Genomic DNA, 23626 nt, shown 5'->3' on the forward strand with positions numbered 1-23626 from the left:
GGTCTAGCCATCCTCTCGAATCTGTCGGCCCGTGAGCTTGAGGAACAGGTCCTCCAGGTTCGCCGGCCGGTGCAGCGTGCGCAGCTGCGGATGCGCGCCCAGCGCGGCCAGCAGTGGCATGGCCTGCGCGGTGTAGAAAAACACCGTCTCGCCGCTCACCTCCACGCGCGCCGCCAGTGCGCGGATGGCGGCATGTTCTTCGGCCTGGGCCAGCGCGAGCGCGCCCTGGCCGTACACCTCCACCACATCGGGCTCCAGGTGTTGTGCGATCAGTTCGCGCGGCCGGCCTTCAGCGATCTTGCGGCCGTGGTCCAGCACCAGCAGGCGCGAACACAGGCGCTCGGCCTCGTCCATGAAGTGCGTGGTCAGCAAGATGCTCTTGCCTTGCTGCAGCAGCATCTGCAGGCGCTCCCACATCAGGTGGCGGGCCTGCGGGTCCAGGCCGGTGGTGGGCTCGTCCAGCATGAGCAGGCGGGGATCATTCACCAGCGCGCGCGCCAGCGACAGGCGCCGCTTCATGCCGCCCGAGAGTTCACCGGGCCTGGCCTGCGCCTTGTGCGTGAGCGCGGCGAACTCCAGCAGTTGCGGAATGCGCGCGCGCACCTGGGCCGCCGGCAGGCCGAAGTAGCGGCCGTAGACCAGCAGGTTCTCCGTGCAGTCGAAGTCGGGGTCCAGCGTGTCCATCTGGCTCACCACGCCCAGCTGCGCCTTGATGGCGAGCGCGTCGCGCGGCATGTCAAGGCCAAAGGCGGTGATGCTGCCGGCGTCGGGCGCTGTCAGGCCCAGGCACATGCGGATGGTCGTGGTCTTGCCGGCGCCGTTGGGCCCGATCACGCCCAGGCATTCGCCGGGGTCGAGGGAGAAACTCAGGTCGTCCACCACGGTGGTCCCGCCGTAGCGTTTGACGAGGTGGTGGCATTCAAACAGGGCTTGCGTCATGTTGCGGCATTGTGCCCCGTGGCCGCGTGCCGCCGGGGGCCACCCCTACAATGCGTGGCCGCCCGCCAGGGTCCTGCCCCCCTCTGCTCCACGCCCATGTCCCTCGCCGTTTCCCTGCAATACGTGTTCCCGAAGCGCGCGCTCACCGAGTTCGGAGGCTGGGTCGCCAACGGCCGCTGGGGTGCCATCACGCAATGGATCATCCGCCGCTTCATCCGCAAGTACGGCGTCAACATGGCCGAGGCCGCGAACCCGGAACCGACGGCCTACGCCAGCTTCAACGAGTTCTTCACCCGCGCCCTGCGCACCGACGCCCGCCCGCTGTCCAACGCGGCCTTCGTCTGCCCGGTGGACGGCGCCATCAGCCAGTTTGGCGCGATCACGCGCGACCAGATCTACCAGGCCAAGGGCCACACCTACAGCACGCGCGCGCTGGTCGGTGGTGATGCCGCGCTGGCCGCGCTGTTCGACGAAGGCGCGTTTGCCACCATTTACCTCAGTCCCAAGGACTACCACCGCATCCACATGCCGGCGGCGGCCACGCTGCGCCGCATGGTCCATGTGCCGGGGGATCTGTTTTCCGTGAACCCAGCCACGGCCCAGGGCGTGCCGGGGCTGTTCGCGCGCAACGAACGCGTGGTGTGTGTGTTCGACCTGCAGGTGGGCGAGACCACCGTGCCTTTTGTGCAGGTGCTGGTGGGCGCCACCATTGTTGGCAGCATGGCCACCACCTGGCATGGCGTGGTGAACCCGCCGCGCCCGGGCACGGTGCGCGAGTGGACCTACGACGACAGCCCGGTGCACCTGCAGCGCGGCGAGGAAATGGGCCGCTTCCTGCTCGGCTCCACCGTGGTGCTGCTCTGGCCGCGCGACACCATCGCCTTCAACCCCGACTGGGCGAGCGGCAACGCCGTGCGCCTGGGCGAGGCCATGGGCAGCGCCCTCTGATTTTTTCCTTTTTCTGGAGCCTCCACATGACCACCCTCGGCACTCCTTTGTCCCCCTCGGCCACCAAGGTCATGCTGCTTGGCTCGGGTGAGCTGGGCAAGGAGGTGCTGATCGCGCTGCAGCGCCTGGGGGTGGAGACCATCGCGGTCGACCGCTACGACAACGCCCCGGGCCAGCAGGTGGCGCACCACGCCCGCACCATCACCATGAGCGACCCGGCGCAACTGAAAGCGCTGATCGAGGCCGAGCGCCCGCACCTGGTGGTGCCCGAGATCGAGGCCATCGCCACGCCCATGCTGCAGGAGCTGGAAGCCGCTGGCGTGGTGCGCGTGATCCCCACCGCACGCGCCGCGCGCCTGACCATGGACCGCGAGGGCATCCGCCGCCTGGCCGCTGAAACGCTGGGTCTGCCCACCAGCCCGTACAAGTTCTGCGACTCTCTGGACGAGTTGCAGGCTGCGATTGACGGGGGGATTGGGTATCCCTGCATCGTCAAACCCGTGATGAGCAGCAGCGGCAAGGGTCAAAGCAAGATCGACGGCCCGGCCGACGTGCAAAAAGCCTGGGACTACGCGATGTCGGGCGGCCGTGTCGGCCCGGGCCGCATCATCGTGGAAGGCTTCATCGATTTCGACTACGAGATCACCCAGCTCACCGTGCGCGCGCTCGGCGCCAATGGCCAGATCGAAACCCACTTCTGCGACCCCATCGGCCATGTGCAGGTGAGCGGCGACTACGTGGAGAGCTGGCAGCCGCACCCCATGACGCCGGCTGCGCTGGCCGAGTCGCGCCGGGTGGCCAAGGCCGTGACCGACGACCTCGGCGGCCAGGGGCTGTACGGCGTGGAGCTGTTCGTCAAAGGCGACCAGGTGTGGTTCAGCGAAGTGAGCCCGCGCCCGCACGACACCGGCATGGTGACCATGATCACCCAGTGGCAAAACGAGTTTGAACTGCACGCGCGCGCCATCCTGGGTCTGCCGGTCTCCACCGCGCTCAAGAGCCCGGGCGCCAGCGCCGTGATCTACGGTGGTGTGGACGCCACCGGCATCGCGTTCGACGGCGTGGACGAAGCCCTGCGCGTGCCGCAAACCGAGTTGCGCCTGTTCGGCAAGCCCGAAAGTTTCACCAAGCGCCGCATGGGTGTGGCGCTGGCATTTGACGCCGACGTGGAACTGGCCCGCACGCGGGCCAAGCAGGCCGCAGCCCTGGTGAAACCGCGCGCGGCCTGAGACCGGATCAGTGGAGTGCGCTGGCCCTGCCTTGCGCTACCGTGCCGCCGTTCACATGAACCACGCGCTGTGCCCAGTCGGCAGCGTGGGCCTCTTGGGTCACCAGCACCACAGTGATGAGATGTTCGGTGTTGAGCCTGCGCAACAAGGTGCCGATGTCGGGGCACAAGGGTTGATCTGAAGACCGGCTGGCCCGGTCCACCAGCAGCACGCTGGGATTGCAGATCAGGGCCCGGGCGATGCCCGCCTTGCCGTGCTGCGTGCCCGTCAACTCGTCGGGCATCTTGTGCCCGCAGTCCTCCAGCCCGACCAGCGAGAGTGCGCGCATGGCCGCTGTCTGGCAGCGCTCGGCGGACAGTCCGCGGTACATCAAGGGCAACGCCACGTTGCCTTGCAGCGAGGTCGAGCGCAGCAGGTTGTACTCCTGGGGCACGAAACCGAAAAAGCGCCGCCGCAGCCACAGCCGCTGCTCGTCGGACAGCGATTGTTCGGGAACCCCCTGAAAGCGGTAGCCCCCGCTGGAGGGCGCTTCCAGCAAGCTCAGTATTTTCATCAAGGCCGACTTGCCCGAGCCGCTGGGACCCACGATGGCGGTGAACTCGCCCCGGTGGATGTCCAGGTCCACCGATCTCAGTGCGTCCCGGCGGGTGCTGCCCATGTCGTACTGCTTGCTTGCACCTGTCAGACGCATCAGCGGTTGACGGGTGGTGCCTGCGCGCGTGGTGCCCTCGTGGGCACTGTCAAGCGGCTGGATGGCCGAGGTGTTGTGGCTTTGGTTCATGCGATGCCAGCTTACGCAGGGCCGGCACGCCGCACCGTTCGGAAACGAACACATTGCCGGGTGTTTGATCTTTTTTTTGCGACGGGTGCATCCAGATGGCCCCTCCACGCGTAGTACTTTCAGCAGCAATTTGCTTTGCGCTGTTCGACGTCCCCCAACCTCAATCTGGAGTTACCCATGCTGTTCAAGTCCTCCCTCGCCGCCGCAGCCGCCCTGGCCCTCACCGCTTGCGCCACCGGCCCCGCGCCCATGATGTATTCGCAAGCCGCGCTGCCGGCCGCCGTGCAGGTGCCGGCCGGTAACAAGGTGGTCATGGAAACCGTCGGCGCCGGTGACATCACCTACGAATGCCGTGCCAAGAAAGACATGGCTGGCCAGTTTGAATGGGTCTTCGTTGGCCCCGACGCCAAGCTGATGGACCGCTCGGGCAAACAAGTGGGCACCTATTACGGCCCACCCGCCACCTGGCAGAGCAACGACGGCTCCAAGTTCACCGGCACGCAAGTGGCCGTGGCGCCGGCAGCCGCCGGCAGCATCCCGCTGCAACTGGTCAAGGCCAACCCCGCTACGGGCAGTGGCGCCATGACCGGCGTGACCTACGTGCAGCGCGTGGCCACCGTGGGTGGTGTCGCTCCGGCCGCGGCCTGCGCTGCTGCGAACATGGGAGCCAAGCAGATCGTGAAGTACCAGGCCGACTACATCTTCTACAAGGCGGTCTGATGACCGCTGGCCGGCGTCGTGCGGCGCCGGCCAGCCGTGTGTGTCGGGCCCTCGGGTACGATGGGTGGCAACCCCGCCGGGTATCTCTTCATGGAGATGCGTGGCGTCCGATCGATCCGCTGGTCCGACCGTCGCCCGTGCCCTCCAACGACCCCACGCCTTTCGACCACAACGCCTTGCTGGCCGCCTGCGCCCGGGGCGACCAAGGCGCATTGCAGCGCCTCTACGAACGCGAAAACCGGTTCCTCATGGGCGTGGCCTTGCGCATCGTGCGCGAGCGGGCTGCGGCCGAAGACGTGTTGCACGACGCCTTCATGGCGATCTGGAACCGCGCGTCCACCTTTGACCCCGCGCGTGGCGAAGGAAGGGGCTGGATGTGCAGCATCGTGCGGCACGGTGCCCTCAGCGCGGTGCGCGCCAGTGCCCGCACCGTGTCGGTGGACGAAGAACTTCTTGATGATCTGCAGGACGCCGAACCCCAAGCCGCACCCGACATGCTCGACGCCTTTTCCATGCGCTCCACGCTGGGGCAACTCGACCACTGCCTGGAGCGCCTGGATGTGGCCAAGCGCAACTGCGTGCTGCTCGCCTACCTCGACGGCTGCACCCACGCCGAAATCGCCGAGCGCCTGAGCGCCCCGCTGGGCTCGGTGAAGGCCTGGATCCGCAGAGGCATGGCGTCGCTCAAGGAGTGTCTCGCATGAGCTTCGATGAGACTCAGCAGCTCGCTGCCGACTACGTGCTCGGCACGCTCTCCGCCGGCCAGCGCATCGAGGTGGAGGAGCGCCTGCCCCGAGACGCCATGCTGCGCACCGCCGTGCAGCAGTGGGAAGCGAAACTGCAACCCCTCACGCAGCTCGTGGAGCCTGTGGCACCTTCACCCGCGTTGTGGCAGCGCATTGAAAACAGCCTGCCGGCCCGACCCCGTGCCGCGCCCGCCGTCAAGCCGGGTGGACTGATTCATTGGTGGAACAGCGTGGCCTTCTGGCGCTTCGCCGCCGCCACCGGGTTTGCCGCCGCCAGCGTCATGGCCATCGCACCCAGCGTGGGCCTGTTTGCGCCCGCGCGTCCTCAGTTCATGGTGGTGCTGGTGGCACCACAAGGCACAGCGCCTGGCTGGGTGGTGCAGACCAGCAGTCCGCAGCGCCTGAAGCTCATTCCGGTGGCGCCCGAGCCGGTGCCCGCGCAGCGCTCGTTGCAGTTCTGGACCAAGGCCGACGGCTGGACCGCGCCGGTGTCGCTGGGCCTGGTGGAGCCGGGCAAGCCGATCGAGATCCCGCTCGACAAGCTGCCCCCGATCCAGCCCAACCAGTTGTTCGAAATCACGGTGGAGCCCTACAACGGCTCGCCCACGGGACGGCCGACCGGGCCTATTCAATTCATCGGGCGGTCGGTTCAGCTTTGAGCGGGGCGCTCCGTCATCGACATGGCATGCGCAGCATGTCGCTCGAAGATCTGGGTCATGCCTGAGAGCAGGCGTTGCTCATCATGGGTGATGCCGGGTTCACTGGCCACACGTTCACGCACTTTCGTCCAGGTGGGTAACAGTGCCTGCGCCATGCGGCGAAATTCGTTCATGAGCGGTGCGAATCCAAAGCCGCAGTCGGCACAGAGGGCTTCCCACGAGTGCGCGCCAACGGCATCGAAGCGATCCTCGTCGCCGATGTACAGCGCCAAGGTCTCGTCGCCATACGCGCGAAAACACAGCAAGTCATAAAACGGGGCGAGTCGGTAACCACGCTGGTCGACCAACACCGACAGGTTCTTGGCGTGTGCGTCGGCGTTGCCGATCAGAAAGTTGAACATCACCCAGCGCTGCAACTGCAGCATGTCGGCACCGCGCACGGGCAGGGCGCGCAGCGCTGCGACCAGCTTCGGGATGCTCGCCAGGCCACCCTGGCGCTGGTACTTCCAGCCGCTGCCGTGGCCCAGCAGCTGGCAGCCGTCGAACTGGTGCAGCGCCACGATGTTGCCCGCCACGCCGGTGCGGTCGTAGCGCTCCACAACGTACGCCGCTTCGGGTACGCGCAGCAGCCAGACCGGCGGCACCGGCAATTTGAGCGCGCGTGCCAATGTCATGCAGGCGTATTCGTTGATGGCGCTCGGTTGGTAGCGTGTCTGGCGCGTGTCGGGCTTGAGGATGTGCGTGGACGGCGAGGAGCCCACACTCTCCGATAGCAGGCCACGGCGCGCGTCGAAGCGCACGCCCATTTTTTCCTGCGCTCCCGCCAGCGACATGGTGGTGTGTTCGTTGGAGACCAGCAGTGGCTTCCGGCTTCGCAGCCGGGCGCTCAACACGTCGAATGACAGGGGGGCGTATTGCTGCATGGCGGTTGGCTGCTCGCCTTCGGGCAGCAGCGAAATCACGCCGGGCAGCTCCCGGCCCAAACGCCCCAGCAACTCGAACGGCGCCGCGTCGCGCAGCGTCAGGGCTTGCATCACATCGTCCAGTGCGGTGCCCTCGGGCAAGAGGTTTTCAAAGAAGCTGCGCACCAATGCGCCGGTGAACGGGCCGCTGCCGAGTGCGAACCGGGGTGCCAGCGCGAAGGCATCGGGCTGGTCCAGCCATTGAGGGTCGTACTCAAAGAAGAACTCACCCGCCGCGTGGCCAAACCAGCCCATGGGCCGCACGTTGGCCCACACGCGCAGGCGGATCACGGCTTCACCTCTTCGCCCTGCGCGGCCTCGGAGCTCCAGTGGGTGGCCTCAAGTTGAATGCCCAGCCCGCGGGTGAGCCGGAGCAGCAGTGCCAGGGAGCAAGCCCCGGGGTCGCTTTCGGCGTCTCGAATGAAAGAGGTGCTCACATTGCAGACGGCCGCAGCCTGAGCGCGAGAAAGCCCTTGGCGCTTGCGCTCGGTCATCAGGCGCTGGGCGAGGTCGGGCAGGGTGTCGGGCGTGATCTGCATTTTTTGCTCTCTTGGGAGCATTTTAGGCAGAAATTTTCAAAAATTTGAGAAAATTGTTCTCAACGGATCAAATTTCTGAGATATGTTCTTTTGAGGTCAAAAACTCCAGAAAAATACCTGTCTGGCGCTGAATTTGCTCTGACAGGAGCACTTTTCGAGGTTCTACCCAGACTCACTGAAACGCCACCTCGGCAAAACTCCGCAACTTCCGGCTGTGCAACTGGTCCGGTCCGCCTTCGCGCAGGATGTCGATGGCGCGGATGCCGATGCGCAGGTGTTGGTCCACGCGCTCGCGGTAGAAGTGGTTGGCCATGCCGGGCAGTTTGATCTCGCCGTGCAGGGGTTTGTCGCTCACGCACAGCAGGGTGCCGTAGGGCACGCGGAAGCGGAAACCGTTGGCGGCGATGGTGGCGCTTTCCATGTCGAGCGCCACGGCGCGCGATTGTGAAAACCGGCGCTGCGGCTTGTTGTCGGGCAGCAGCTCCCAGTTGCGGTTGTCGGTGCTGGCCACGGTGCCGGTGCGCATGATGCGCTTGAGTTCGTTGGGTGCCACGCCAGTCACGTCGGCCACGGCCACCTCCAGCGCGAGCTGGATCTCGGCCAGCGCGGGGATCGGCACCCACAGCGGCAGCTCTTCGTCGAGCACATGGTCTTCGCGCACATAGGCGTGGGCCAGCACGTAGTCGCCCAGCTGCTGGCTGGTGCGCAGGCCGGCGCAGTGGCCGAGCATGAGCCACGCGTGCGGGCGCAGCACGGCGATGTGGTCGGTGATCGTTTTGGCGTTGGCCGGGCCCACGCCGATGTTGACCATGGTGATGCCGCTGCGGTCGGCGCGCATGAGGTGGTAGCCCGGCATCTGCGGCAGGCGCGGCGGCGCGTGGCCGAGTTCGTCACCGGCCTGCGCGGCCAGACCGGTGCGGCGCATCACCACGTTGCCCGGCTCCACGAAGGCGATGTACTCGCTGTTCGGGTTTGCCATCTCGGCGTGGCCGAGCTTGATGAACTCGTCGATGTAGAACTGGTAGTTGGTGAACAGCACGAAGTTCTGGAACCACTCGGGCGCGGTGCCGGTGTAGTGGCGCAGGCGTTGCAGCGAATAGTCCACGCGCGGTGCGGTGAACAGCGAGAGCGGGTGCGCCTCGCCGGGCCGGGGCTCGTGCGTGCCGTTGGCAATGCCGTCGTCCATGGCGGTGAGGTCGGGCAGGTCGAACACGTCGCGCATGAAGGCGCGGCGTTCTGCGGTGAGGCTGCCTTCCACGTGGTCGTGTTCGGCGAATGAGAAGTGGATGGGAATGGGCTGGGTGCTGGTGCCCACCTCCAGCTCACCGCCGTGGTTGGCCAGCAGCAGGCGGAACTGCTCCAGGTAGTAGTCACCGTAGAGGTCGGGGCGGGTGAGTGTGGTCTCGAAGCGGCCGGGGCCCGCCACGAAGCCGTAGCTCAGGCGGCTGATGGGCAGGTTGCCACTGCCTTGGCGCGAGACGCTGTGGGTGTGCAGTCTCACATAGGGGTAACAGGCGCGCACGCGGGTGTGGGTGAAGTCGCCGCCGCCCACGAAATCGCGCATGGCCTGGCGCAAAAATTCCACGTTGTCGTGGTAGATGCGCTGCACCTGGCGCAGGGCGGCAGCCGGGTCGTTCAGGAATATCGGAGCGGTAAAGTCGGGTGTCTTGTGCATGGGGCTTATTGTGGCTCTGCACCAAAGAACCCGCATGACACGATGAGCCTCGCCATTCCCGATCTGTCCCACGCTGCCGCCACGCTGGCCGCGGCGCTGGGCTGTGGTCTGTTGATCGGCATCGAGCGCGAGCGCCGCAAGGGCGAGGGGCCGGGCCGCGCCCTGGCGGGACTGCGCACCTTTGCGCTCACGAGCGTCACCGGCGCAGCAGCCGCCATCACGCAGATCAACGGCCTGATCGTGGCGGGCGCGTCGTTCATCGCGGCGCTGGCCGTGGTGGCCTACTTTCGCGACCGCTCCGACGACCCCGGTGTGACCACCGAGGTGGCTTTGCTGCTCACTTACCTGATCGGTGTGTTGTGCAGCTGGAGCCTGCCGCTGGCCGCCGGCCTGGCGGTGGGGCTCACGGCCATGCTCGCCGGGCGCGAGCGCCTGCATGCGTTTGCACGCCATTGGCTGCGCCCGGCCGAGGTGCGCGACGGCATCGTGCTCGCGGCGCTGGTGCTGCTGGCCTTGCCGCTGGTGCCTGACCGGCCCCTGTGGGGCAACACGCTCAACCCGCACGTGATCGTGCAGCTGCTGGCCTTGTTGCTGGGTGTACAGGCCGCCGCCCATCTGGCGCGCCGGCTGCTGCAGGCGCGGCACGCGGTGGCACTTGCTGCCCTGGCCTCGGGCTTTGTTTCGAGCACGGCCACCATCGCCACGCTGGGACTGGCTGTGCGTGAAGGCCGCAACGGTGCGCGCCTCATGGCCGGCGGCGCGCTGGTCAGCTGTGTGTCGACGCTGCTGCAGTTGCTGTTGGTGGCCGCGGCCGTGCAGCCGGCGTGGCTGGCGCACCTGGTGTGGCCCGCGCTGGGTGGCGCGGTGCTGGCGCTGGTCTGGGGCCTGTGGCTGGTGCGCGGTGCACCCACTGAGGCTGCGCCCCTGGCCGAGGATCAGGATGAGCGCATGTTCAGCCTGCGAGGCGCCGCTGCGGTGGCGGCCTTGCTGGCAGGCATCCAGGTGCTGGTGCACGCGCTCACGCTGTGGCTGGGCGAGGCCGGGCTGATCGTCGGCACGCTGCTCGGCGCGCTGGCCGACCTGCACTCGGCACTGGCGGCGGTGTTCACCTCGGGGCCGCCCGCGCCCATCGGCCATCGGGCCGTGATGGGGGCGCTGGCGGTGCACGCCGCCAGCAAGAGCGCGACTGCTGCGCTGGTGGGCGGGCGGACTTATGCGCTGTGGTTCCTGCCCGGTTTGTGGGCGCACACGATGCTGGTGATGGGGTTGCTGTTCGTGCTGTGAAGTTCCCGGGGGCACCCCGAGAGCCCTTCAACAGGCTCAGGGCGAACGGAGTCTGGCTCAACTCTTGACGGCGTCTCGCATCGTCACGAATTCTTCAGCTGCTGTGGGGTGGATGCCGATGGTGCTGTCGAACACCGCCTTGGTCGCACCCGCCTTCATGGCCACCGCAAAGCCCTGCACGATCTCGCCGGCCTCGGCGCCCACCATGTGCAGGCCCACCACACGGTCGCTCGCCGTGTCCACCACCAGCTTCATCAGCGTGCGTTCGGTGCTGCCCGAGAGCGTGTGTTTGAGCGCCTTGAACTCGCTGCGGAAGATGGTCACGGCGCCAAATTTCTCGCGCGCGGCCTGTTCGCTGTAACCCACGGTCCCGATGCTCGGGTGCGTGAACACTGCGGTGGGAATGAACTCGTAGGTCATGCTGCGCGGCGGCTTGCCAGCGGCGGGGCCGAAGAGCTGGTCCACCACCACCATGGCCTCGCCCAGGGCCACTGGTGTGAGTTGCACGCGGTTGGTCACGTCGCCCACGGCGAACACCGAAGGCACGTTGGTGCGGTAGTGCTCGTCCACCACCACCTCGCCCTGCGGTCCCTGCACCACGCCCACGACGTCCAATCCGAGGTCTTTCACGTTGGGAACTCGGCCAGTGGCGTAGAGCACCGCGTCGGCCACCACCACACCCCCGCCTTCGCACTCCACGCGCAGGCCTTCGGCGGTCTGGCGGATGTCGACCACGTCGGCGTTCAGGCGCAGGTCCACACCGGCCTTGCGCATCTCGCCGGCCGCGAAATGGCGGACCTCATCGTCGAAGCCGCGCAGGATCTGCTCGCCGCGGTAGAGCTGCGTGACCTTGGCCCCCAGGCCGTTGAAGATGGAGGCGAACTCGCTGGCGATGTAGCCACCGCCCACCACCAGCAGCCGCTGCGGGAACGGCTCCAGATCGAAGATCTCGTTGGAGGTGATGGCGTGTTCGCGCCCCACAAAATGCGGCACGTGGGGCGTGCCGCCGGTGGCGATCAAGATGTGCTTCGCGGTGAAGGCCTGGTGGCCGGGCGAGCCGTCGGTGTTCAGCGTGGCCAGGGCAATGCCATGCGGTCCGGTGAGGTGTGCGAAGGCGTCGAACACGGTGACGCCCGAGCCGCGCAGCAGGTTGCTGTAAACACCGTTGAGGCGCGAGATCTCTTTCGCTCGGTTGGTTTTCAGGGTGCTCCAGTTCAGGATGGGTTTGACACCTTCCCAGCCGAAGCCGTGGGACTCTTCAAAAGACTCGGCGAAATGCGCCGCGTAGCTGTAGAGCTTCTTCGGGATGCAGCCCACGTTCACGCAGGTGCCACCCAGGCCGTCGGTGCCCAGCACCTCGGCCAGCGCCACGCGCGCGCCGCGCTGCGCGGCCATGCGCGCGGCGCGCACGCCGCCGCTGCCGCCACCGATCACGAAAAGGTCAAAGTCAAAACTGCTCATGGCACCCCCTGAGAAAAAAGCCGCGCGCACGACATCGTGTCTGGCGCAGCGGATACGGATGGTAAGCCTGCACGTTGATCCATGCCGGATCGAATCCCTTGGCCGGCCGCGCAACGGGGCCATGGTCCGGCGCGGCTGCGGACCGCCAGGGCCCTGCCGATAATCCCGCCATGACCCCAACCCCAGACCCCACCGACGCCATTCAACCCGGCATGGCGGTGGTGCTCGGCGGCACCGGTGGCATTGGTGCGGCGCTGGTGGTGGGACTGCAGGCGCAGGGCTTCGAGGTGCTGGCCCTGGGCCGGCGCACGCAACCGGCCCTCGACTACGCCACCGAGTCCACCGTGGCCGCCTGTGCCCAGCACGTGGCCGATCACCTGGCCCAGACCGGCCTGCCGCTGCAGCGCCTGATTGTGGCCACCGGCTTCCTGCACGGCGACACCGTGAGTGGTCAACACGCCGAGCCCGAGCGCTCGTGGCAACACCTGGATGCCGATGGTTTGCAGCACAACTTCTTGATCAACGCGATCGGCCCGGCGCTGGTGATGCGGCATTTTTTGCCGCTGTTGCCCAGGCAGGGGCGCTGCGTGGCGGCGTTCCTCTCGGCGCGCGTGGGCAGCATTGGTGACAACGCACTTGGCGGTTGGTATGCCTACCGCGCGTCCAAGGCCGCGCTCAACCAGCTGGTGCACACGGCCGCCATTGAACTCGCGCGGCGCAACAAGGCAGCGCTGTGTGTGGCGCTGCACCCGGGCACGGTGGACACGGGGCTGTCGCAGCCGTTTGCCAAGAGCGGCTTGCAGGTGCGTTCAGCAGCCGAAGCCGCCAGCGATCTGCTGGCCGTCCTCGACGCACTGCCGGCGGGCAGCAGCGGGCAGTTCTTTGATCACAAGGGACTTCCAGTCCCCTGGTGACGATCAATAGGTGTAGACGCCTCGGCCTGTTTTTCGGCCAAGCCAGCCGGCGGCCACCATTTCCTTGAGCAACGGCGCCGGGCGGTACTTGCTGTCGTTGTACTCGGCCACGTAGACGTTCATCACCGCCAGGCACACGTCCAGGCCGATCATGTCGGCCAGCGCGAGTGGGCCGATGGGCTGGTTGGTGCCGAGCTTCATGCCGGCGTCGATGTCTTCGGGTGTGGCCAGGCCTTCGGCCAGCACGAAGAAGGCCTCGTTGATCATGGGCACGAGGATGCGGTTGACCACGAAGCCGGGTGCGTTCTTCACCGTGATCGGCGTCTTGCCCAGCGCCAGCGCCAGGGCTTTCACCGCGTCGTGCGTGGCGTCGCTGGTCTGCAGGCCACGGATGATTTCCACCAGCGCCATCATGGGCACGGGGTTGAAGAAGTGCATGCCGATGAAGCGGTCGGGGCGCTGTGTGGCCGCGGCCAGCTTGGTGATGCTGATCGAGCTGGTGTTGGTCGCCACGATCACATCGGCGGCCAGCAAGCCGTCGAGCTGCTGCAGGATCTTGACCTTCAAGCCCTCGCTCTCGGTGGCCGCCTCGATGACCAGCTGCGCGCCCTTGAGGTCGTCGTAGTTCGTGGAGCCGGTGATGAGCGCGAGCGCCTTGTCCTTGTCGGCGGCGGTGATCTTTTCTTTCTTGATCAGCCGGTCCAGGCTGCCGGCCACGGTGGCCAGGCCCTTGTCGACCGCGGCCTGCGCGATGTCGACCATCACCACGCGGATGCCGCTGGTGGCGCAGGCCTGCGCGATGCCGTTGCCCATGGTGCCCGAGCCGATGATGCCGACGGTTTGAATGCTGTTCATGAAGGTGCTGCTCCTGCGGATGAAGGTGAGGATGTGGGGGTTTTCCCGGCGTCGCCAGGGTGTCGATGGCGCAGGTTTCTTAGGCGCCACTGCCTACCCGCACATGGACCCCTGTGCTAACTTGCCGCCTGATTGTCGCGCACGGTCTGACGGGCGCCACACACGAGGGAGACATCCATGTTCGACTACATCATCGTTGGAGGCGGATCGGCGGGCAGCGTGCTCGCGGGCCGCCTGAGCGAAGACCCCGCCACCCGCGTTGCCCTCATTGAGGCCGGCCCTTCTGACAGCAGCGTGCTGATCCACTGCCCGGCAGGTCTGGCGGTGATCGCGAAGTTCGAGCTCAACGGCTGGGGCTACAACACCGTGCCGCAACCCGGCCTGAACGGCCGGCGCGGTTACCAGCCGCGCGGCAAGGTGCTGGGTGGCTCCAGCTCGATCAACGCCATGGTCTATGCGCGCGGCCACGCCAGCGACTACGACGGCTGGGCCGCCCAGGGCAATCCGGGCTGGTCGTATGCCGATGTGCTGCCGTACTTCAAACGCGCCGAACACAACGAGCGCGGCGCCGACGCGCTGCACGGCCAGGGCGGCCCGCTCAACGTGATGGATCTGCGCAGCCCCAACCCCTTCCTGGCCTCGTTCATCGAGGCCGGCCAGCGGGCGGGCCACCGGCACAACACCGATTTCAACGGACCCGAGCAGGAGGGCGTGGGCGCCTACCAGGTCACGCACAAGAACGGCGAGCGCTTCAGCGCCGCCAAGGCCTACCTCACGCCGCACCTGCAGCGGCCCAACCTGCAGGTGATCACCAACGCCCTGACCACCCGCGTGGTGATGGACACCGACGGCCCGGTGCCTCGCGCGGTGGGTGTGGAATACCGTGGCAACGGCGGGCGTGGGCCCATGCAGATCCTGCGCCTCAAAGACGGTGGCGAGGTGGTGCTGAGCGCTGGCGCATTTGGTTCACCGCAGCTGCTCATGGTCTCGGGCGTGGGCCCGGCGGAGCATCTGCGTGAGCACGGCATCACCCCGGTGCTGGACCTGCCCGGTGTGGGCGCGAACCTGCACGACCACGTGGATGTGGTGATCGTGGTCAACGCGCCCAAAGTGAAAGACCTGCTCGGGCTCACGCCGGGCGGCCTTTGGAAAGCCGTGCGAGGCATCGTCGAGTGGCGGCGCCAGCGCAGCGGCATGCTCACCACCAACTTTGCCGAAGCCGGAGGCTTCATCAAGAGCTCGCCCGACGAGGCCATTCCCGATCTGCAGCTGCACTTTGTCGTGGGCAAGCTGGTGGACCACGGGCGCAAGTCGGTGCTGGGGTATGGCTACTCGTGCCACGTGTGCCTGCTGCGCCCCAGGAGCCGGGGCAGCCTGCGCCTGGCCAGTGCCGACCCGCAGGCCGCGCCGCTGATCGACCCCGCGTTTCTGCAGGACCCCGACGACACCGCGCGTCTGGTGCGCGGCTTCCAGGTCATGCGCCGCCTGCTGCAACAGCCGGCGCTCACGCGCCATGGCGGCACCGAGTCGGCCACGTCGGTGCAGGCTCGGAGCGAAGCGCAGATCGAGCAGTTCGTGCGCAACCACGCCGACACCATCTACCACCCCGTGGGCACCTGCCGCATGGGGCCGGGCCCGATGGATGTGGTGGACGCGCGCCTGCGGGTGCACGGCGTGGCGGGCTTGCGGGTGGTCGATGCGTCGGTGATGCCCACGGTGGTGGGTGGCAACACCAACGCGCCGGTGATCATGATGGCGGAGAAGGCCGTCGATATGATTCGCGAAGACCGCCTTGCAACCTCACCACCCCAGGAACAACGCCATGATTCTCGAACACGCGGATATCCGCATCGACCCCCTCAAGAGCTCGGCATTTGAAGAAGCCATCCTGCGTGGGGTGACCACCGTCATCGCGCACGCAAAGGGCTTCAAGGGTTACAAGGTCAACCGCAGCATCGAGACCCCTGGGCGCTACCTGCTGATGATTTATTGGGACACGCTGGAAGACCACACCGTGGGCTTTCGGGGTTCCGACGCATTTGCCCAGTGGCGCGCCATCGTCGGCCCGTTCTTCGCCCAACCACCCGTCGTAGAGCATCTCGAACTCGTGGGGAAATCCGGCTGAGTCCCACCAACCACCGTTCGCCCTGAGCCTGTCGAAGGGCCCGCCAGCACATGGGTGAGCCCTTCGACAGGCTCAGGGCGAACGGGTGTTACGGCAGTACAACGGTCGTCAAGACTGTGCGGTCGTTTTCCTCATCAGCGTCGATTTGCCGAACAGGCTCTCGATCAGATCCACCGCCAGTTCCGCCGTGCGGTTGCGCACGTCCAGCGCCGGGTTGAGTTCCATCACGTCCATCGACGCCAGGCGCCCGGTGTCCGCAATCATCTCCATGCACAGCTGCGCCTCGCGGTAGGTGGGGCCACCGGGCACGGTGGTGCCCACGCCGGGGGCGATGTCGGGGTCGAGAAAGTCCACATCAAAGCTCACGTGCAGGTGGGTGTTGTCGTCCATGCCCAGGAGCGCCTGCTCCATGGTGTGGCGCATGCCCATCTCGTCGATGTAGCGCATGTCGAACACCTCCAGCCCGGCCTCGTGCACCAGTCGCTTTTCGCCCGCGTCCACGCTGCGGATGCCGATTTGACGGACCACGCTGGCGCTGATGGCCGGCGTGGTGCCGCCGATGCCGGTGAGCAGCGCGGGCCCATGACCGCACAGCAGCGCCACCGGCATGCCGTGGATGTTGCCGCTGGGGGTGAGCGCGGCGGTGTTGTAGTCGGCGTGTGCGTCGAGCCAGAGCACGCGCAGCTGTTTGCCTGTGTCGCGGCAATGGCGTGCCACCGCGCTGATGGAGCCCAGGCCCAGGCAGTGGTCGCCGCCGAGCACGATGGGCATGCGGCCCAGGGTCAGTTCGGCATGCACCGCGTGGTGCAGGGTTTCGTTCCAGGCGGCCACCTCGGGCAGGTGGCGGTAGCCGTTGGTGGGCGGCTGCCAGGGGTTGGGCGGACCACTCAGGTTGCCACGGTCGATCACGTTCAGGCCGTGACTCTCCAGCACCGTGGCCAGGTTGGCCACGCGCAGGGCCTCGGGCCCCATGGAGGCGCCGCGCGCACCGGCGCCGATGTCGGTGGGAACGCCGATGAGGCTGATGTCTTTTTGCATGGCACCATTGTCCTTGAGATGGCTGCCGTCGGGACACTGGCGGTGGCGAATCCAGGCCTTGCGTCTCGCAGACTGCTCTCCCTTGCACCTAGCCACCCGGAATATCTCCCTTCATGAGAATGCCCCGTCCCTGCATCGGTCTGTTCACCCTCGCCTTCGGGCTCAGCGCCTGCGGCGGGGGCTGCGGTGCGCAGGCCGCCACCCTGGCGCCGGCCCAGGCGTCGGTGCCCGCCGGCAGCACCGCTTGCGACACCGCCGCAGGTCGGGTGCTCAACGTGGGTGCCGGCCAGACCTACGCCGTGCCGAGCGCGGCCGCGGCGGTGGCCCAGGACGGTGACGTGATCCGCATCGCGGCCGCCGACTACCGTGGCGATGTGACCACCTGGCGCCGCAACAACCTCACCATTTGCGGCGTTGGCGGCCGTGCCCGCCTGTTTGCCGATGGCAACAGCGCGGACGGCAAGGGCATCTGGGTGGTGTCGGGCTCCAACGTCACGGTCGACAGCATCGAGTTCCGCAACGCCCGCGTGAACGACCGCAACGGTGCCGGCATTCGCGCCGAGCACGGTGGCTGGCTGCGCGTGCGCAACAGCGGATTCTTCGACAACGAGAACGGCATCCTGACCCACAACGTCGCCGGGACCAGCCTGGTCATCGAAGGCTGCGAATTCGCGCGCAGCGTGGTGGCCGGGGGGCTGGGGCACAACCTCTACGTGGGCCGGATCGACCGGCTCACCGTCACGGGCAGCCATTTCCACGAAGCCACGGTGGGGCACAACCTCAAGACCCGCGCTCGCGAGTCGATCATTGAAAACAGCTACCTCATGGACGGCCCCACCGGCAGCTCCAGCTACCTGGCGGACTTTGCCGAAGGTGGCCGGGTGGTGCTGCGCGGCAACCTGTTCCACAAGGGCCCCAATGCGCAGAACCCCAGCGCCATCAGCTACGGTTCCGAGGGATTGGTCCATGCCACCAACACGCTGGAGCTCACGCACAACACGATGGCCATCACCCGTTCCGGTGGCGCCTTCCTGCAGGTTCGCACCGGCACCCAGTCGGTGGTGCTCAAGGCCAATCTCTTCGCCGGCACCGGCAACCAGGCCCTGATGGTGGGAACGTATGCCAGCGGCAACGCCGTGCAGACCAGTAACGTGAATGCGCTCGCCAGCCAGATGCCTGGTGCCGCCAACATCACAAGCCCCAATTTCTGGCCTGACGCGGCCTTGCAGGTTTCGCTGGACCTGGGTGGTGTGCTGGACGCCACGTACGTGCGCGATGCCCCCCGGCCGTTTCAGCTGCGCGCCATCAGCGGCGCTCGCAAGGCGGGGGCCTTGCAGTCGGCACCTTGAGGCTGGCGGACATTCCCTTGGCGCGGGCGCGCTGGCGTGGGGTGAACGACAATGCAGGCCCTCTGTGTCCCTGCGAGACCCGCCCATGCGCTGCGGGTGGATGTCATGCTTTCCCACGCCTCCCCCCTCTGGACTCCCTGCGGCTTTGACCACCTGGCGCGCGACCCGCGCGGCTGGCTGGTGCCCACCGACGCCTACTGGCGCCTGTGGTTGCAGCGGCCGGAGCTGGCGCTGGTGGCGGAGTCGTGCGCTGCCGAGCAAGCGCTGCACGCGTCGCTGGTGGATGCGCCCACGCGCGCGGTCGCGCAACACGAGCTCGATGCGTTCGAGGATGCCGACGCCCGCGCCAACCACCGCCTGTTCCTGGGTTTTCGCGATGCGGTGATCGCAGCCGGTTCGCTGGAGGCGGCTTACGCCGGATTTTTCAAGGCCGGCGCGATCCAGATCCCGCCGCTGTTCCTCGATCTGGTGGTGCAGGCCATGGTGTGCAACCTGCTCGATGGCGTTGACGATGCCTGGCAATGGCGCGCGGCCGAGATGCTGTTTCGCCGCCAGCGCGTGCGGGTGCAGGACGGGCGTGTGCTCAGCGGCGACAGCGAGGTGCTGGACATGCTCGTCGAGACCGGCGGGCTCGGCGCGGTGGGTCGTCTGCTCATGCAGAGCGGCGCGGCCATTCCCGAGGTGCAGATCGAGGTGCTGGGCGACGACAACGCCGCGCGCTACCTGCAGAGCCGCGCGGGCAATGGGCGTTTCAATTTCGTGCTCGACCTCACGCACGAGATCCAGCGCGAGCTCTCGCACGGCCTCACGCTCACCATGAACCGGTCGCAGTCGGGCTTGAAGGCACTGGCGGTGGTGCTGCAGAAGTGGGTGCGGCATTTCCACGGCGTGGCGGTGCAGGTGCAGCCCGAATCGCGGGTGGAGGACACGGCGTGGCGCTGGCACCTGGGGCTGGATGCCGAATCCACCGCCTTGCTCAACGACCTGTACCTCGGCCGCGAGGTAGCGCCTGAGCGGCAGCAGCGCCTGATCAGCCTGTTTCGCCTGAGCTTCGATGATCCGCAGGACATGCGCGCCGATGTGCGCGGCAAGCCGGTCTACCTGGGACTGGCCATGAACGCCGATGGTTTGCTGAAGATCAAGCCACAGAACCTGCTGCTCAACCTGCCGCTGGCAGCGCCGGCCTAGATCCCCACCACCGCCAGGGCACCCGGCAAGACGCTGAGTTTCAGGTGCCGGGCATAGCCCAGAAATTCACCATCGGCCGCCAGCGGCAGGTCGGTGTCGCTGACCACCGTGAGCGTTTCAAACGCCCGTGTGCTGATGCGGCTGTGGCCCAGGTGCGTGCCGGTGAGCAGGCGCGGCAGCATCGCCAATGCACCCAGACGACCGAACGGCCCAGCCAGCAGCAGATTGAGCAGACCGTCGTTGATGCGGGCGGCCGGCGTGGCCGGCATGCCGCTGCCGAAGGTGGGCGTGTTCAGGCTGGAGGCAAACAGGGCCGGGCCGCTGTGCAGGTGCTTGCCGTTGGCCGTGACATCCAGCGTCCAGGTCTGCAGGTGGGCCAGTTCGCCGAGCGTGGCCCACAGGTAGCGCGGCAGGCCGCCCAGCCAGCGCGGGCCTGTGAGCGTGCGCAGCACCACGGCCGAGTCGAAGCCGGCGGTGAAGCTGGAGAGGAACACGGCGCGGTGTTCGCGGCCCTGCGGATCACGCCACTCGGCGCGGCCCACATCCATCGGGCGCGTGTCGGCATTGAGCGCGTGCACCAGGGCGGCCAGGGGCGCGCGCCCGTGCAGGCCAAGCGCGCGCGCCACGTCGTTGCCACTGCCCATGGGCACCACGCCGAGTTCGAGTTCGTTGTTCAGCACGGCTGGCAACCAGCGGTTGAGCGTGCCGTCGCCGCCCACCGCCACCACCCGGCTGCCGCGGGGCAGGCTCTCCAGCAGGCTCAGCGCTTCCACCACGTCACGCGGCGCGTGCAGCATCGCGTCGGGCGGCAAGGCGGCCTGCAGCGTGGGCAGCAAGGCAGCGGCCCGCCCGCCCTGGGCGTGCGGGTTGAGCAGCACACAGCGCCGCGGACTTGCTCTCAAACGGTGCTCACATGTTGCGGCGGTACTGGCCGCCCACCTCGAACAGGGCCGATGTGATCTGGCCCAGCGAGCACACGCGCACCGCCTGCATCAGCACCTCGAACACATTGCCGTTCTCGATCACGGCCTGGCGCAGCCGCTGCAGCATTGCCGGCGACTCGGCCGCGTGCAGCGCGTGGAAATCGGCCAGGCGCTTGAGCTGACTCTGCTTCTCTTCGTCGGTCGAGCGCGCGAGTTCCAGCGTATCGGGTGTCGCGTCGCCGTGTGGGTTGCGGAAGGTGTTCACGCCCACGATCGGGTACTCGCCCGTGTGCTTGAGCATCTCGTAGTGCATGGACTCGTCCTGGATCTTGCCGCGCTGGTAGCCGGTTTCCATCGCGCCCAGCACACCGCCGCGCTCGGCGATTTTTTCGAATTCCTGCAACACGGCTTCTTCCACCAGCTCGGTGAGCTCGTCGATGATGAAGGCGCCCTGGTTGGGGTTCTCGTTCTTCGCCAGGCCCCACTCGCGGTTGATGATGAGCTGGATCGCCATGGCGCGGCGCACCGAGTCTTCGGTCGGCGTGGTGATGGCTTCGTCGAACGCGTTGGTGTGCAGGCTGTTGCAGTTGTCGTAGATCGCGATCAGCGCCTGCAGCGTGGTGCGGATGTCGTTGAACTGGATCTCTTGCGCGTGCAGCGAGCGCCCGCTGGTCTGCACGTGGTATTTCAGCTTCTGGCTGCGCTCGTTGGCGCCATAGCGGTCGCGCAGGGCCACGGCCCAGATGCGCCGCGCCACGCGACCGAGCACGGTGTACTCCGGGTCCATGCCGTTGCTGAAGAAGAACGAGAGGTTGGGCGCGAAGTCGTCGATGTGCATGCCTCGCGCCAGATACGCCTCCACGAACGTGAAACCGTTGGACAGCGTGAACGCGAGCTGGCTGATCGGGTTGGCGCCGGCCTCGGCGATGTGGTAGCCCGAGATCGACACCGAGTAGAAGTTGCGCACGTCGTGGTGCACGAAGTACTCGGCGATGTCGCCCATCACCTTCAATGAAAACTCTGTCGAGAAGATGCAGGTGTTCTGGCCCTGGTCTTCTTTCAGGATGTCGGCCTGCACCGTGCCGCGCACGTTGGCGAGCACCCATTCGCGGATCTTGGCCGCCTCGGTGTCGGTGGGCGCACGGCCGTTCTCAAGCTCGAACTTCTCCAGGTTCTGGTCGATGGCGGTGTTCATGAACATGGCCAGGATGCTGGGCGCCGGGCCGTTGATGGTCATGGACACGGACGTGGCCGGGTGGCACAGATCAAAGCCGCCGTAGAGCACCTTCATGTCGTCCAGCGTGGCGATGGAGACACCCGAGTTGCCGACCTTGCCGTAGATATCCGGTCGCGGATCGGGGTCGTTGCCGTACAGCGTGACCGAATCGAACGCGGTGGACAGGCGCTTGGCGGGCGTGCCGGCCGAGAGCAGCTTGAATCGCGTGTTGGTTCGGAAGGCATCGCCCTCGCCGGCGAACATGCGGGTGGGGTCCTCGCCTTCGCGCTTGAACGCGAAGGTGCCGGCGGTGTAAGGGAAGCTGCCGGGCACGTTGTCGAGCATGAGCCACTTCAGGATCTCACCGTGGTCCTCGTACTTCGGCAGCGCGACCTTGCGGATGGTGGTGCCCGAGAGGCTCTTGGTGGTGAGCGCGGTGCGGATTTCCTTGTCGCGGATCTTCACCACGTACTCGTCGCCCGCGTAAGCCTTCTGCATGTCGGGCCACTGGTTGAGCAGCTTGCGGGCGGCTGGGTCCTGGTCGAGCTCGCGCACCTGGGCCAGGTCGATCACGGCCTCGGCGGCGCGCGAGCGCTCGGGCTTTTCCACGCGCAGCATGGTCGCGCTGGCGGTGAGCTGCTGGATCTCGCGCGCCAGACGCGCCTGGTCTATGGCCTTCTTCTTGTAGCCGCGCACCGTGTCACTGATTTCGGCCAGGTAACGCGTGCGAGCGGGCGGCACGATGGGGGTCTGGTTGGTGCTGTGGCGGACCTTCACAACCGGCAAGCGGCCTTCTTTCAGTGGCAGGCCGAGCTCGATCAGACGTGCCTTGAGGCCCTGGTAGAGCGCGGTCACGCCGTCGTCGTTGAAGCGCGCGGCCATGGTGCCGTACACCGGCATCTGATCGGGTGGCGTGCTCCAGGCTTCCTGGTTGCGTTGCACCTGTTTGGACACATCGCGCAGGGCGTCGAGCGAGCCCTTGCGGTCGAACTTGTTGATGGCCACGAACGCGGCGAAGTCGAGCATGTCGATCTTCTCCAGCTGGCTGGCGGCGCCGAACTCGGGCGTCATCACGTACATGGGCAGGTCCACGTGCGGCACGATGGCCGCGTCGCCCTGGCCGATGCCCGAGGTCTCGACCACGATGAGGTCGAAGCCGGCGCACTTGCAGGCCGCAATCACGTCGGGCAGGGCGGCGCTGATCTCGCTGCCGAAGTCGCGCGTGGCCAGGCTGCGCATGTAGACGCGCTGGCCCTGGCTCCAGGGGTTGATGGCGTTCATGCGGATGCGGTCGCCCAACAAGGCGCCGCCGCTCTTGCGGCGCGACGGGTCGATGGAGATGACGGCCACGCGCAGGCTGTCGTTTTGGTCCAGGCGCAGGCGGCGGATGAGTTCGTCGGTGAGCGAGGATTTGCCCGCGCCGCCGGTGCCGGTGATGCCGAGCACGGGCACCTGCTTCGACTTTGCCTGCTCGCGCAAGGCAGACACGATGGCGGCGTCGGCGTTGCCGTTTTCCAGCACGGTGATGAGTTGTGCCAGTGCGCGCCAGTTCATCTCGCCCTGGCCAACGATGGCGGCCAGCGACGTCGGCGCGTAGGGGCTGAGGTCGCGGTCGCAGCGCATCACCATCTCGCCGATCATGCCGGCCAGGCCCATTTTCTGGCCGTCCTCCGGGCTGTAGATGCGCGTCACGCCGTAGTCCTGCAACTCGCGGATTTCGGAGGGCACGATCACGCCACCACCACCGCCGAACACCTGGATGTGCTCACCGCCGCGGCTCTTGAGCAGGTCCACCATGTACTTGAAGTACTCCACGTGGCCGCCCTGGTACGAGCTGATTGCGATGCCCTGCGCGTCTTCCTGCAGCGCGGCCGTGACCACCTCGTCCACCGAGCGGTTGTGGCCCAGGTGGATCACCTCGGCACCCATGCCCTGCAGGATGCGCCGCATGATGTTGATGGCCGCGTCGTGGCCGTCGAACAGGCTGGCGGCGGTGACGAAGCGCACCTTGTGCGTGGGGCGGTAGTTGGCCAGGGCCTGGTATTCGGCGGCAAGGTTGCTCATGGTGTGTCTCT

Annotated in this window: 21 protein-coding genes; 11 read left to right on the forward strand and 10 right to left on the reverse strand. The window is 67.0% G+C overall.

The features are described from left to right. Positions 1-3: 3 nt before the first annotated feature. The gene (locus F9Z44_RS03195) at positions 4-939 is read right to left on the reverse strand and encodes an ATP-binding cassette domain-containing protein (RefSeq protein WP_159603524.1); all 936 of its coding nucleotides are present in this window, start codon (positions 937-939) and stop codon (positions 4-6) included. Between the two features lie 96 nt (positions 940-1035). Between F9Z44_RS03195 and asd the strand changes: the two genes are divergently transcribed. After that, positions 1036-1887 carry an archaetidylserine decarboxylase gene (gene asd / locus F9Z44_RS03200; protein WP_159603526.1) on the forward strand — a complete coding sequence of 284 codons (852 nt, stop codon included), beginning with the start codon at positions 1036-1038 and terminating at the stop codon, positions 1885-1887. A 26-nt stretch (positions 1888-1913) separates the two neighbouring features. After that, positions 1914-3116 (forward strand): formate-dependent phosphoribosylglycinamide formyltransferase, encoded by a 1203-nt coding sequence (purT, locus tag F9Z44_RS03205; protein WP_159603528.1) that lies wholly within the window; start codon positions 1914-1916, stop codon positions 3114-3116. A 7-nt stretch (positions 3117-3123) separates the two neighbouring features. Here purT and F9Z44_RS03210 read toward each other — a convergent pair whose 3' ends face one another. Next, positions 3124-3897: an ABC transporter ATP-binding protein gene (locus tag F9Z44_RS03210; protein WP_159603530.1), complete on the reverse strand. Its 774-nt coding sequence runs from the start codon at positions 3895-3897 to the stop codon at positions 3124-3126. A 177-nt stretch (positions 3898-4074) separates the two neighbouring features. Between F9Z44_RS03210 and F9Z44_RS03215 the strand changes: the two genes are divergently transcribed. The 3 genes from F9Z44_RS03215 (at position 4075) to F9Z44_RS03225 (ending at position 6022) form a co-directional block, all read left to right on the forward strand. Beyond that, positions 4075-4617 (forward strand): DUF3455 domain-containing protein, encoded by a 543-nt coding sequence (locus F9Z44_RS03215; protein WP_159603532.1) that lies wholly within the window; start codon positions 4075-4077, stop codon positions 4615-4617. Between the two features lie 137 nt (positions 4618-4754). Further along, positions 4755-5321 carry a sigma-70 family RNA polymerase sigma factor gene (locus F9Z44_RS03220; RefSeq protein ID WP_236574239.1) on the forward strand — a complete coding sequence of 189 codons (567 nt, stop codon included), beginning with the start codon at positions 4755-4757 and terminating at the stop codon, positions 5319-5321. Then, positions 5318-6022, forward strand: coding sequence for an anti-sigma factor (locus tag F9Z44_RS03225; RefSeq protein WP_159603536.1), 705 nt, complete (start codon positions 5318-5320; stop codon positions 6020-6022). Before F9Z44_RS03220 ends, F9Z44_RS03225 begins: the two co-directional genes overlap by 4 nt. On the opposite strand, the gene F9Z44_RS03230 is transcribed toward F9Z44_RS03225, so the two are convergent. The 3 genes from F9Z44_RS03230 to F9Z44_RS03240 all read right to left on the reverse strand — a co-directional run bounded on the left by F9Z44_RS03230 (position 6013) and on the right by F9Z44_RS03240 (position 9198). Next, positions 6013-7275, reverse strand: a complete 1263-nt coding sequence (locus tag F9Z44_RS03230) for a HipA domain-containing protein (protein ID WP_159603538.1) — start codon at positions 7273-7275, stop codon at positions 6013-6015. The genes F9Z44_RS03225 and F9Z44_RS03230 overlap by 10 nt on opposite strands. Then, positions 7272-7523: a helix-turn-helix domain-containing protein gene (locus tag F9Z44_RS03235; protein ID WP_159603540.1), complete on the reverse strand. Its 252-nt coding sequence runs from the start codon at positions 7521-7523 to the stop codon at positions 7272-7274. The genes F9Z44_RS03230 and F9Z44_RS03235 overlap by 4 nt, the downstream gene beginning before the upstream one ends. Positions 7524-7695: 172 nt before the next feature. Next, a complete protein-coding gene (locus F9Z44_RS03240; protein WP_159603542.1) occupies positions 7696-9198 on the reverse strand; it encodes an AMP nucleosidase in 1503 nt (500 codons plus the stop codon). Between the two features lie 42 nt (positions 9199-9240). Between F9Z44_RS03240 and F9Z44_RS03245 the strand changes: the two genes are divergently transcribed. Further along, on the forward strand, positions 9241-10482 hold the full coding sequence (locus tag F9Z44_RS03245; protein ID WP_159603544.1) for an MgtC/SapB family protein: 1242 nt from the start codon (positions 9241-9243) through the stop codon (positions 10480-10482). Between the two features lie 57 nt (positions 10483-10539). Here F9Z44_RS03245 and gorA read toward each other — a convergent pair whose 3' ends face one another. Then, a complete protein-coding gene (gorA, locus tag F9Z44_RS03250; protein ID WP_159603546.1) occupies positions 10540-11943 on the reverse strand; it encodes a glutathione-disulfide reductase in 1404 nt (467 codons plus the stop codon). 170 nt (positions 11944-12113) lie between these two features. On the opposite strand from gorA, the gene F9Z44_RS03255 reads away from it, so the two are divergent. After that, a complete protein-coding gene (locus F9Z44_RS03255; RefSeq protein ID WP_159603548.1) occupies positions 12114-12857 on the forward strand; it encodes an SDR family NAD(P)-dependent oxidoreductase in 744 nt (247 codons plus the stop codon). Positions 12858-12860: 3 nt separating this feature from the next. On the opposite strand, the gene F9Z44_RS03260 is transcribed toward F9Z44_RS03255, so the two are convergent. Next, entirely contained in the window at positions 12861-13712 is an 852-nt protein-coding gene (locus F9Z44_RS03260) for a 3-hydroxybutyryl-CoA dehydrogenase (protein WP_159603550.1), read from the reverse strand. Positions 13713-13889: 177 nt separating this feature from the next. Between F9Z44_RS03260 and F9Z44_RS03265 the strand changes: the two genes are divergently transcribed. Together F9Z44_RS03265 and F9Z44_RS03270 are read left to right on the forward strand one after the other, a co-directional pair. Then, a complete protein-coding gene (locus F9Z44_RS03265; protein WP_159603552.1) occupies positions 13890-15590 on the forward strand; it encodes a GMC family oxidoreductase in 1701 nt (566 codons plus the stop codon). Further along, the gene (locus F9Z44_RS03270; protein WP_159603554.1) at positions 15535-15837 is read left to right on the forward strand and encodes an antibiotic biosynthesis monooxygenase family protein; all 303 of its coding nucleotides are present in this window, start codon (positions 15535-15537) and stop codon (positions 15835-15837) included. Before F9Z44_RS03265 ends, F9Z44_RS03270 begins: the two co-directional genes overlap by 56 nt. A gap of 108 nt (positions 15838-15945) precedes the next feature. Here F9Z44_RS03270 and rocF read toward each other — a convergent pair whose 3' ends face one another. Further along, a complete protein-coding gene (gene rocF / locus F9Z44_RS03275) occupies positions 15946-16875 on the reverse strand; it encodes an arginase (RefSeq protein ID WP_159603556.1) in 930 nt (309 codons plus the stop codon). A 113-nt stretch (positions 16876-16988) separates the two neighbouring features. Here rocF and F9Z44_RS03280 point away from each other — a divergent pair, with 113 nt between their 5' ends. Together F9Z44_RS03280 and F9Z44_RS03285 are read left to right on the forward strand one after the other, a co-directional pair. Then, positions 16989-18224: a hypothetical protein gene (locus F9Z44_RS03280; protein WP_159603558.1), complete on the forward strand. Its 1236-nt coding sequence runs from the start codon at positions 16989-16991 to the stop codon at positions 18222-18224. Between the two features lie 105 nt (positions 18225-18329). Continuing rightward, complete coding sequence (locus F9Z44_RS03285; protein ID WP_159603560.1) at positions 18330-19412, forward strand: DUF6352 family protein; 1083 nt, start codon at positions 18330-18332, stop codon at positions 19410-19412. Here the strand turns inward: F9Z44_RS03285 and F9Z44_RS03290 are convergent. Both F9Z44_RS03290 and icmF read right to left on the reverse strand, forming a co-directional pair. Beyond that, positions 19409-20314, reverse strand: coding sequence for a diacylglycerol/lipid kinase family protein (locus tag F9Z44_RS03290; RefSeq protein ID WP_159603562.1), 906 nt, complete (start codon positions 20312-20314; stop codon positions 19409-19411). The two genes, F9Z44_RS03285 and F9Z44_RS03290, sit on opposite strands and share 4 nt — an antisense overlap. 7 nt (positions 20315-20321) lie before the next feature. After that, entirely contained in the window at positions 20322-23615 is a 3294-nt protein-coding gene (gene icmF / locus F9Z44_RS03295; RefSeq protein ID WP_159603564.1) for a fused isobutyryl-CoA mutase/GTPase IcmF, read from the reverse strand. Positions 23616-23626: the final 11 nt, after the last annotated feature.

Source organism: Hydrogenophaga sp. PBL-H3 (assembly GCF_010104355.1).
Lineage (GTDB): Bacteria > Pseudomonadota > Gammaproteobacteria > Burkholderiales > Burkholderiaceae_C > Hydrogenophaga.

Excerpts from the sequence above, each read along its gene's own strand:
- F9Z44_RS03195 (WP_159603524.1), bottom strand. The coding sequence starts at position 939 with ATGACGCAAGCCCTGTTTGAATGCCACCACCTCGTCAAACGCTACGGC.
- asd (WP_159603526.1), top strand. The coding sequence starts at position 1,036 with ATGTCCCTCGCCGTTTCCCTGCAATACGTGTTCCCGAAGCGCGCGCTC.
- purT (WP_159603528.1), top strand. The coding sequence starts at position 1,914 with ATGACCACCCTCGGCACTCCTTTGTCCCCCTCGGCCACCAAGGTCATG.
- F9Z44_RS03210 (WP_159603530.1), bottom strand. The coding sequence starts at position 3,897 with ATGAACCAAAGCCACAACACCTCGGCCATCCAGCCGCTTGACAGTGCC.
- F9Z44_RS03215 (WP_159603532.1), top strand. The coding sequence starts at position 4,075 with ATGCTGTTCAAGTCCTCCCTCGCCGCCGCAGCCGCCCTGGCCCTCACC.
- F9Z44_RS03225 (WP_159603536.1), top strand. The coding sequence starts at position 5,318 with ATGAGCTTCGATGAGACTCAGCAGCTCGCTGCCGACTACGTGCTCGGC.
- F9Z44_RS03235 (WP_159603540.1), bottom strand. The coding sequence starts at position 7,523 with ATGCAGATCACGCCCGACACCCTGCCCGACCTCGCCCAGCGCCTGATG.
- F9Z44_RS03240 (WP_159603542.1), bottom strand. The coding sequence starts at position 9,198 with ATGCACAAGACACCCGACTTTACCGCTCCGATATTCCTGAACGACCCG.
- F9Z44_RS03245 (WP_159603544.1), top strand. The coding sequence starts at position 9,241 with ATGAGCCTCGCCATTCCCGATCTGTCCCACGCTGCCGCCACGCTGGCC.
- gorA (WP_159603546.1), bottom strand. The coding sequence starts at position 11,943 with ATGAGCAGTTTTGACTTTGACCTTTTCGTGATCGGTGGCGGCAGCGGC.
- F9Z44_RS03255 (WP_159603548.1), top strand. The coding sequence starts at position 12,114 with ATGACCCCAACCCCAGACCCCACCGACGCCATTCAACCCGGCATGGCG.
- F9Z44_RS03260 (WP_159603550.1), bottom strand. The coding sequence starts at position 13,712 with ATGAACAGCATTCAAACCGTCGGCATCATCGGCTCGGGCACCATGGGC.
- F9Z44_RS03265 (WP_159603552.1), top strand. The coding sequence starts at position 13,890 with ATGTTCGACTACATCATCGTTGGAGGCGGATCGGCGGGCAGCGTGCTC.
- F9Z44_RS03270 (WP_159603554.1), top strand. The coding sequence starts at position 15,535 with ATGATTCTCGAACACGCGGATATCCGCATCGACCCCCTCAAGAGCTCG.
- rocF (WP_159603556.1), bottom strand. The coding sequence starts at position 16,875 with ATGCAAAAAGACATCAGCCTCATCGGCGTTCCCACCGACATCGGCGCC.
- F9Z44_RS03280 (WP_159603558.1), top strand. The coding sequence starts at position 16,989 with ATGAGAATGCCCCGTCCCTGCATCGGTCTGTTCACCCTCGCCTTCGGG.
- F9Z44_RS03285 (WP_159603560.1), top strand. The coding sequence starts at position 18,330 with ATGCTTTCCCACGCCTCCCCCCTCTGGACTCCCTGCGGCTTTGACCAC.
- icmF (WP_159603564.1), bottom strand. The coding sequence starts at position 23,615 with ATGAGCAACCTTGCCGCCGAATACCAGGCCCTGGCCAACTACCGCCCC.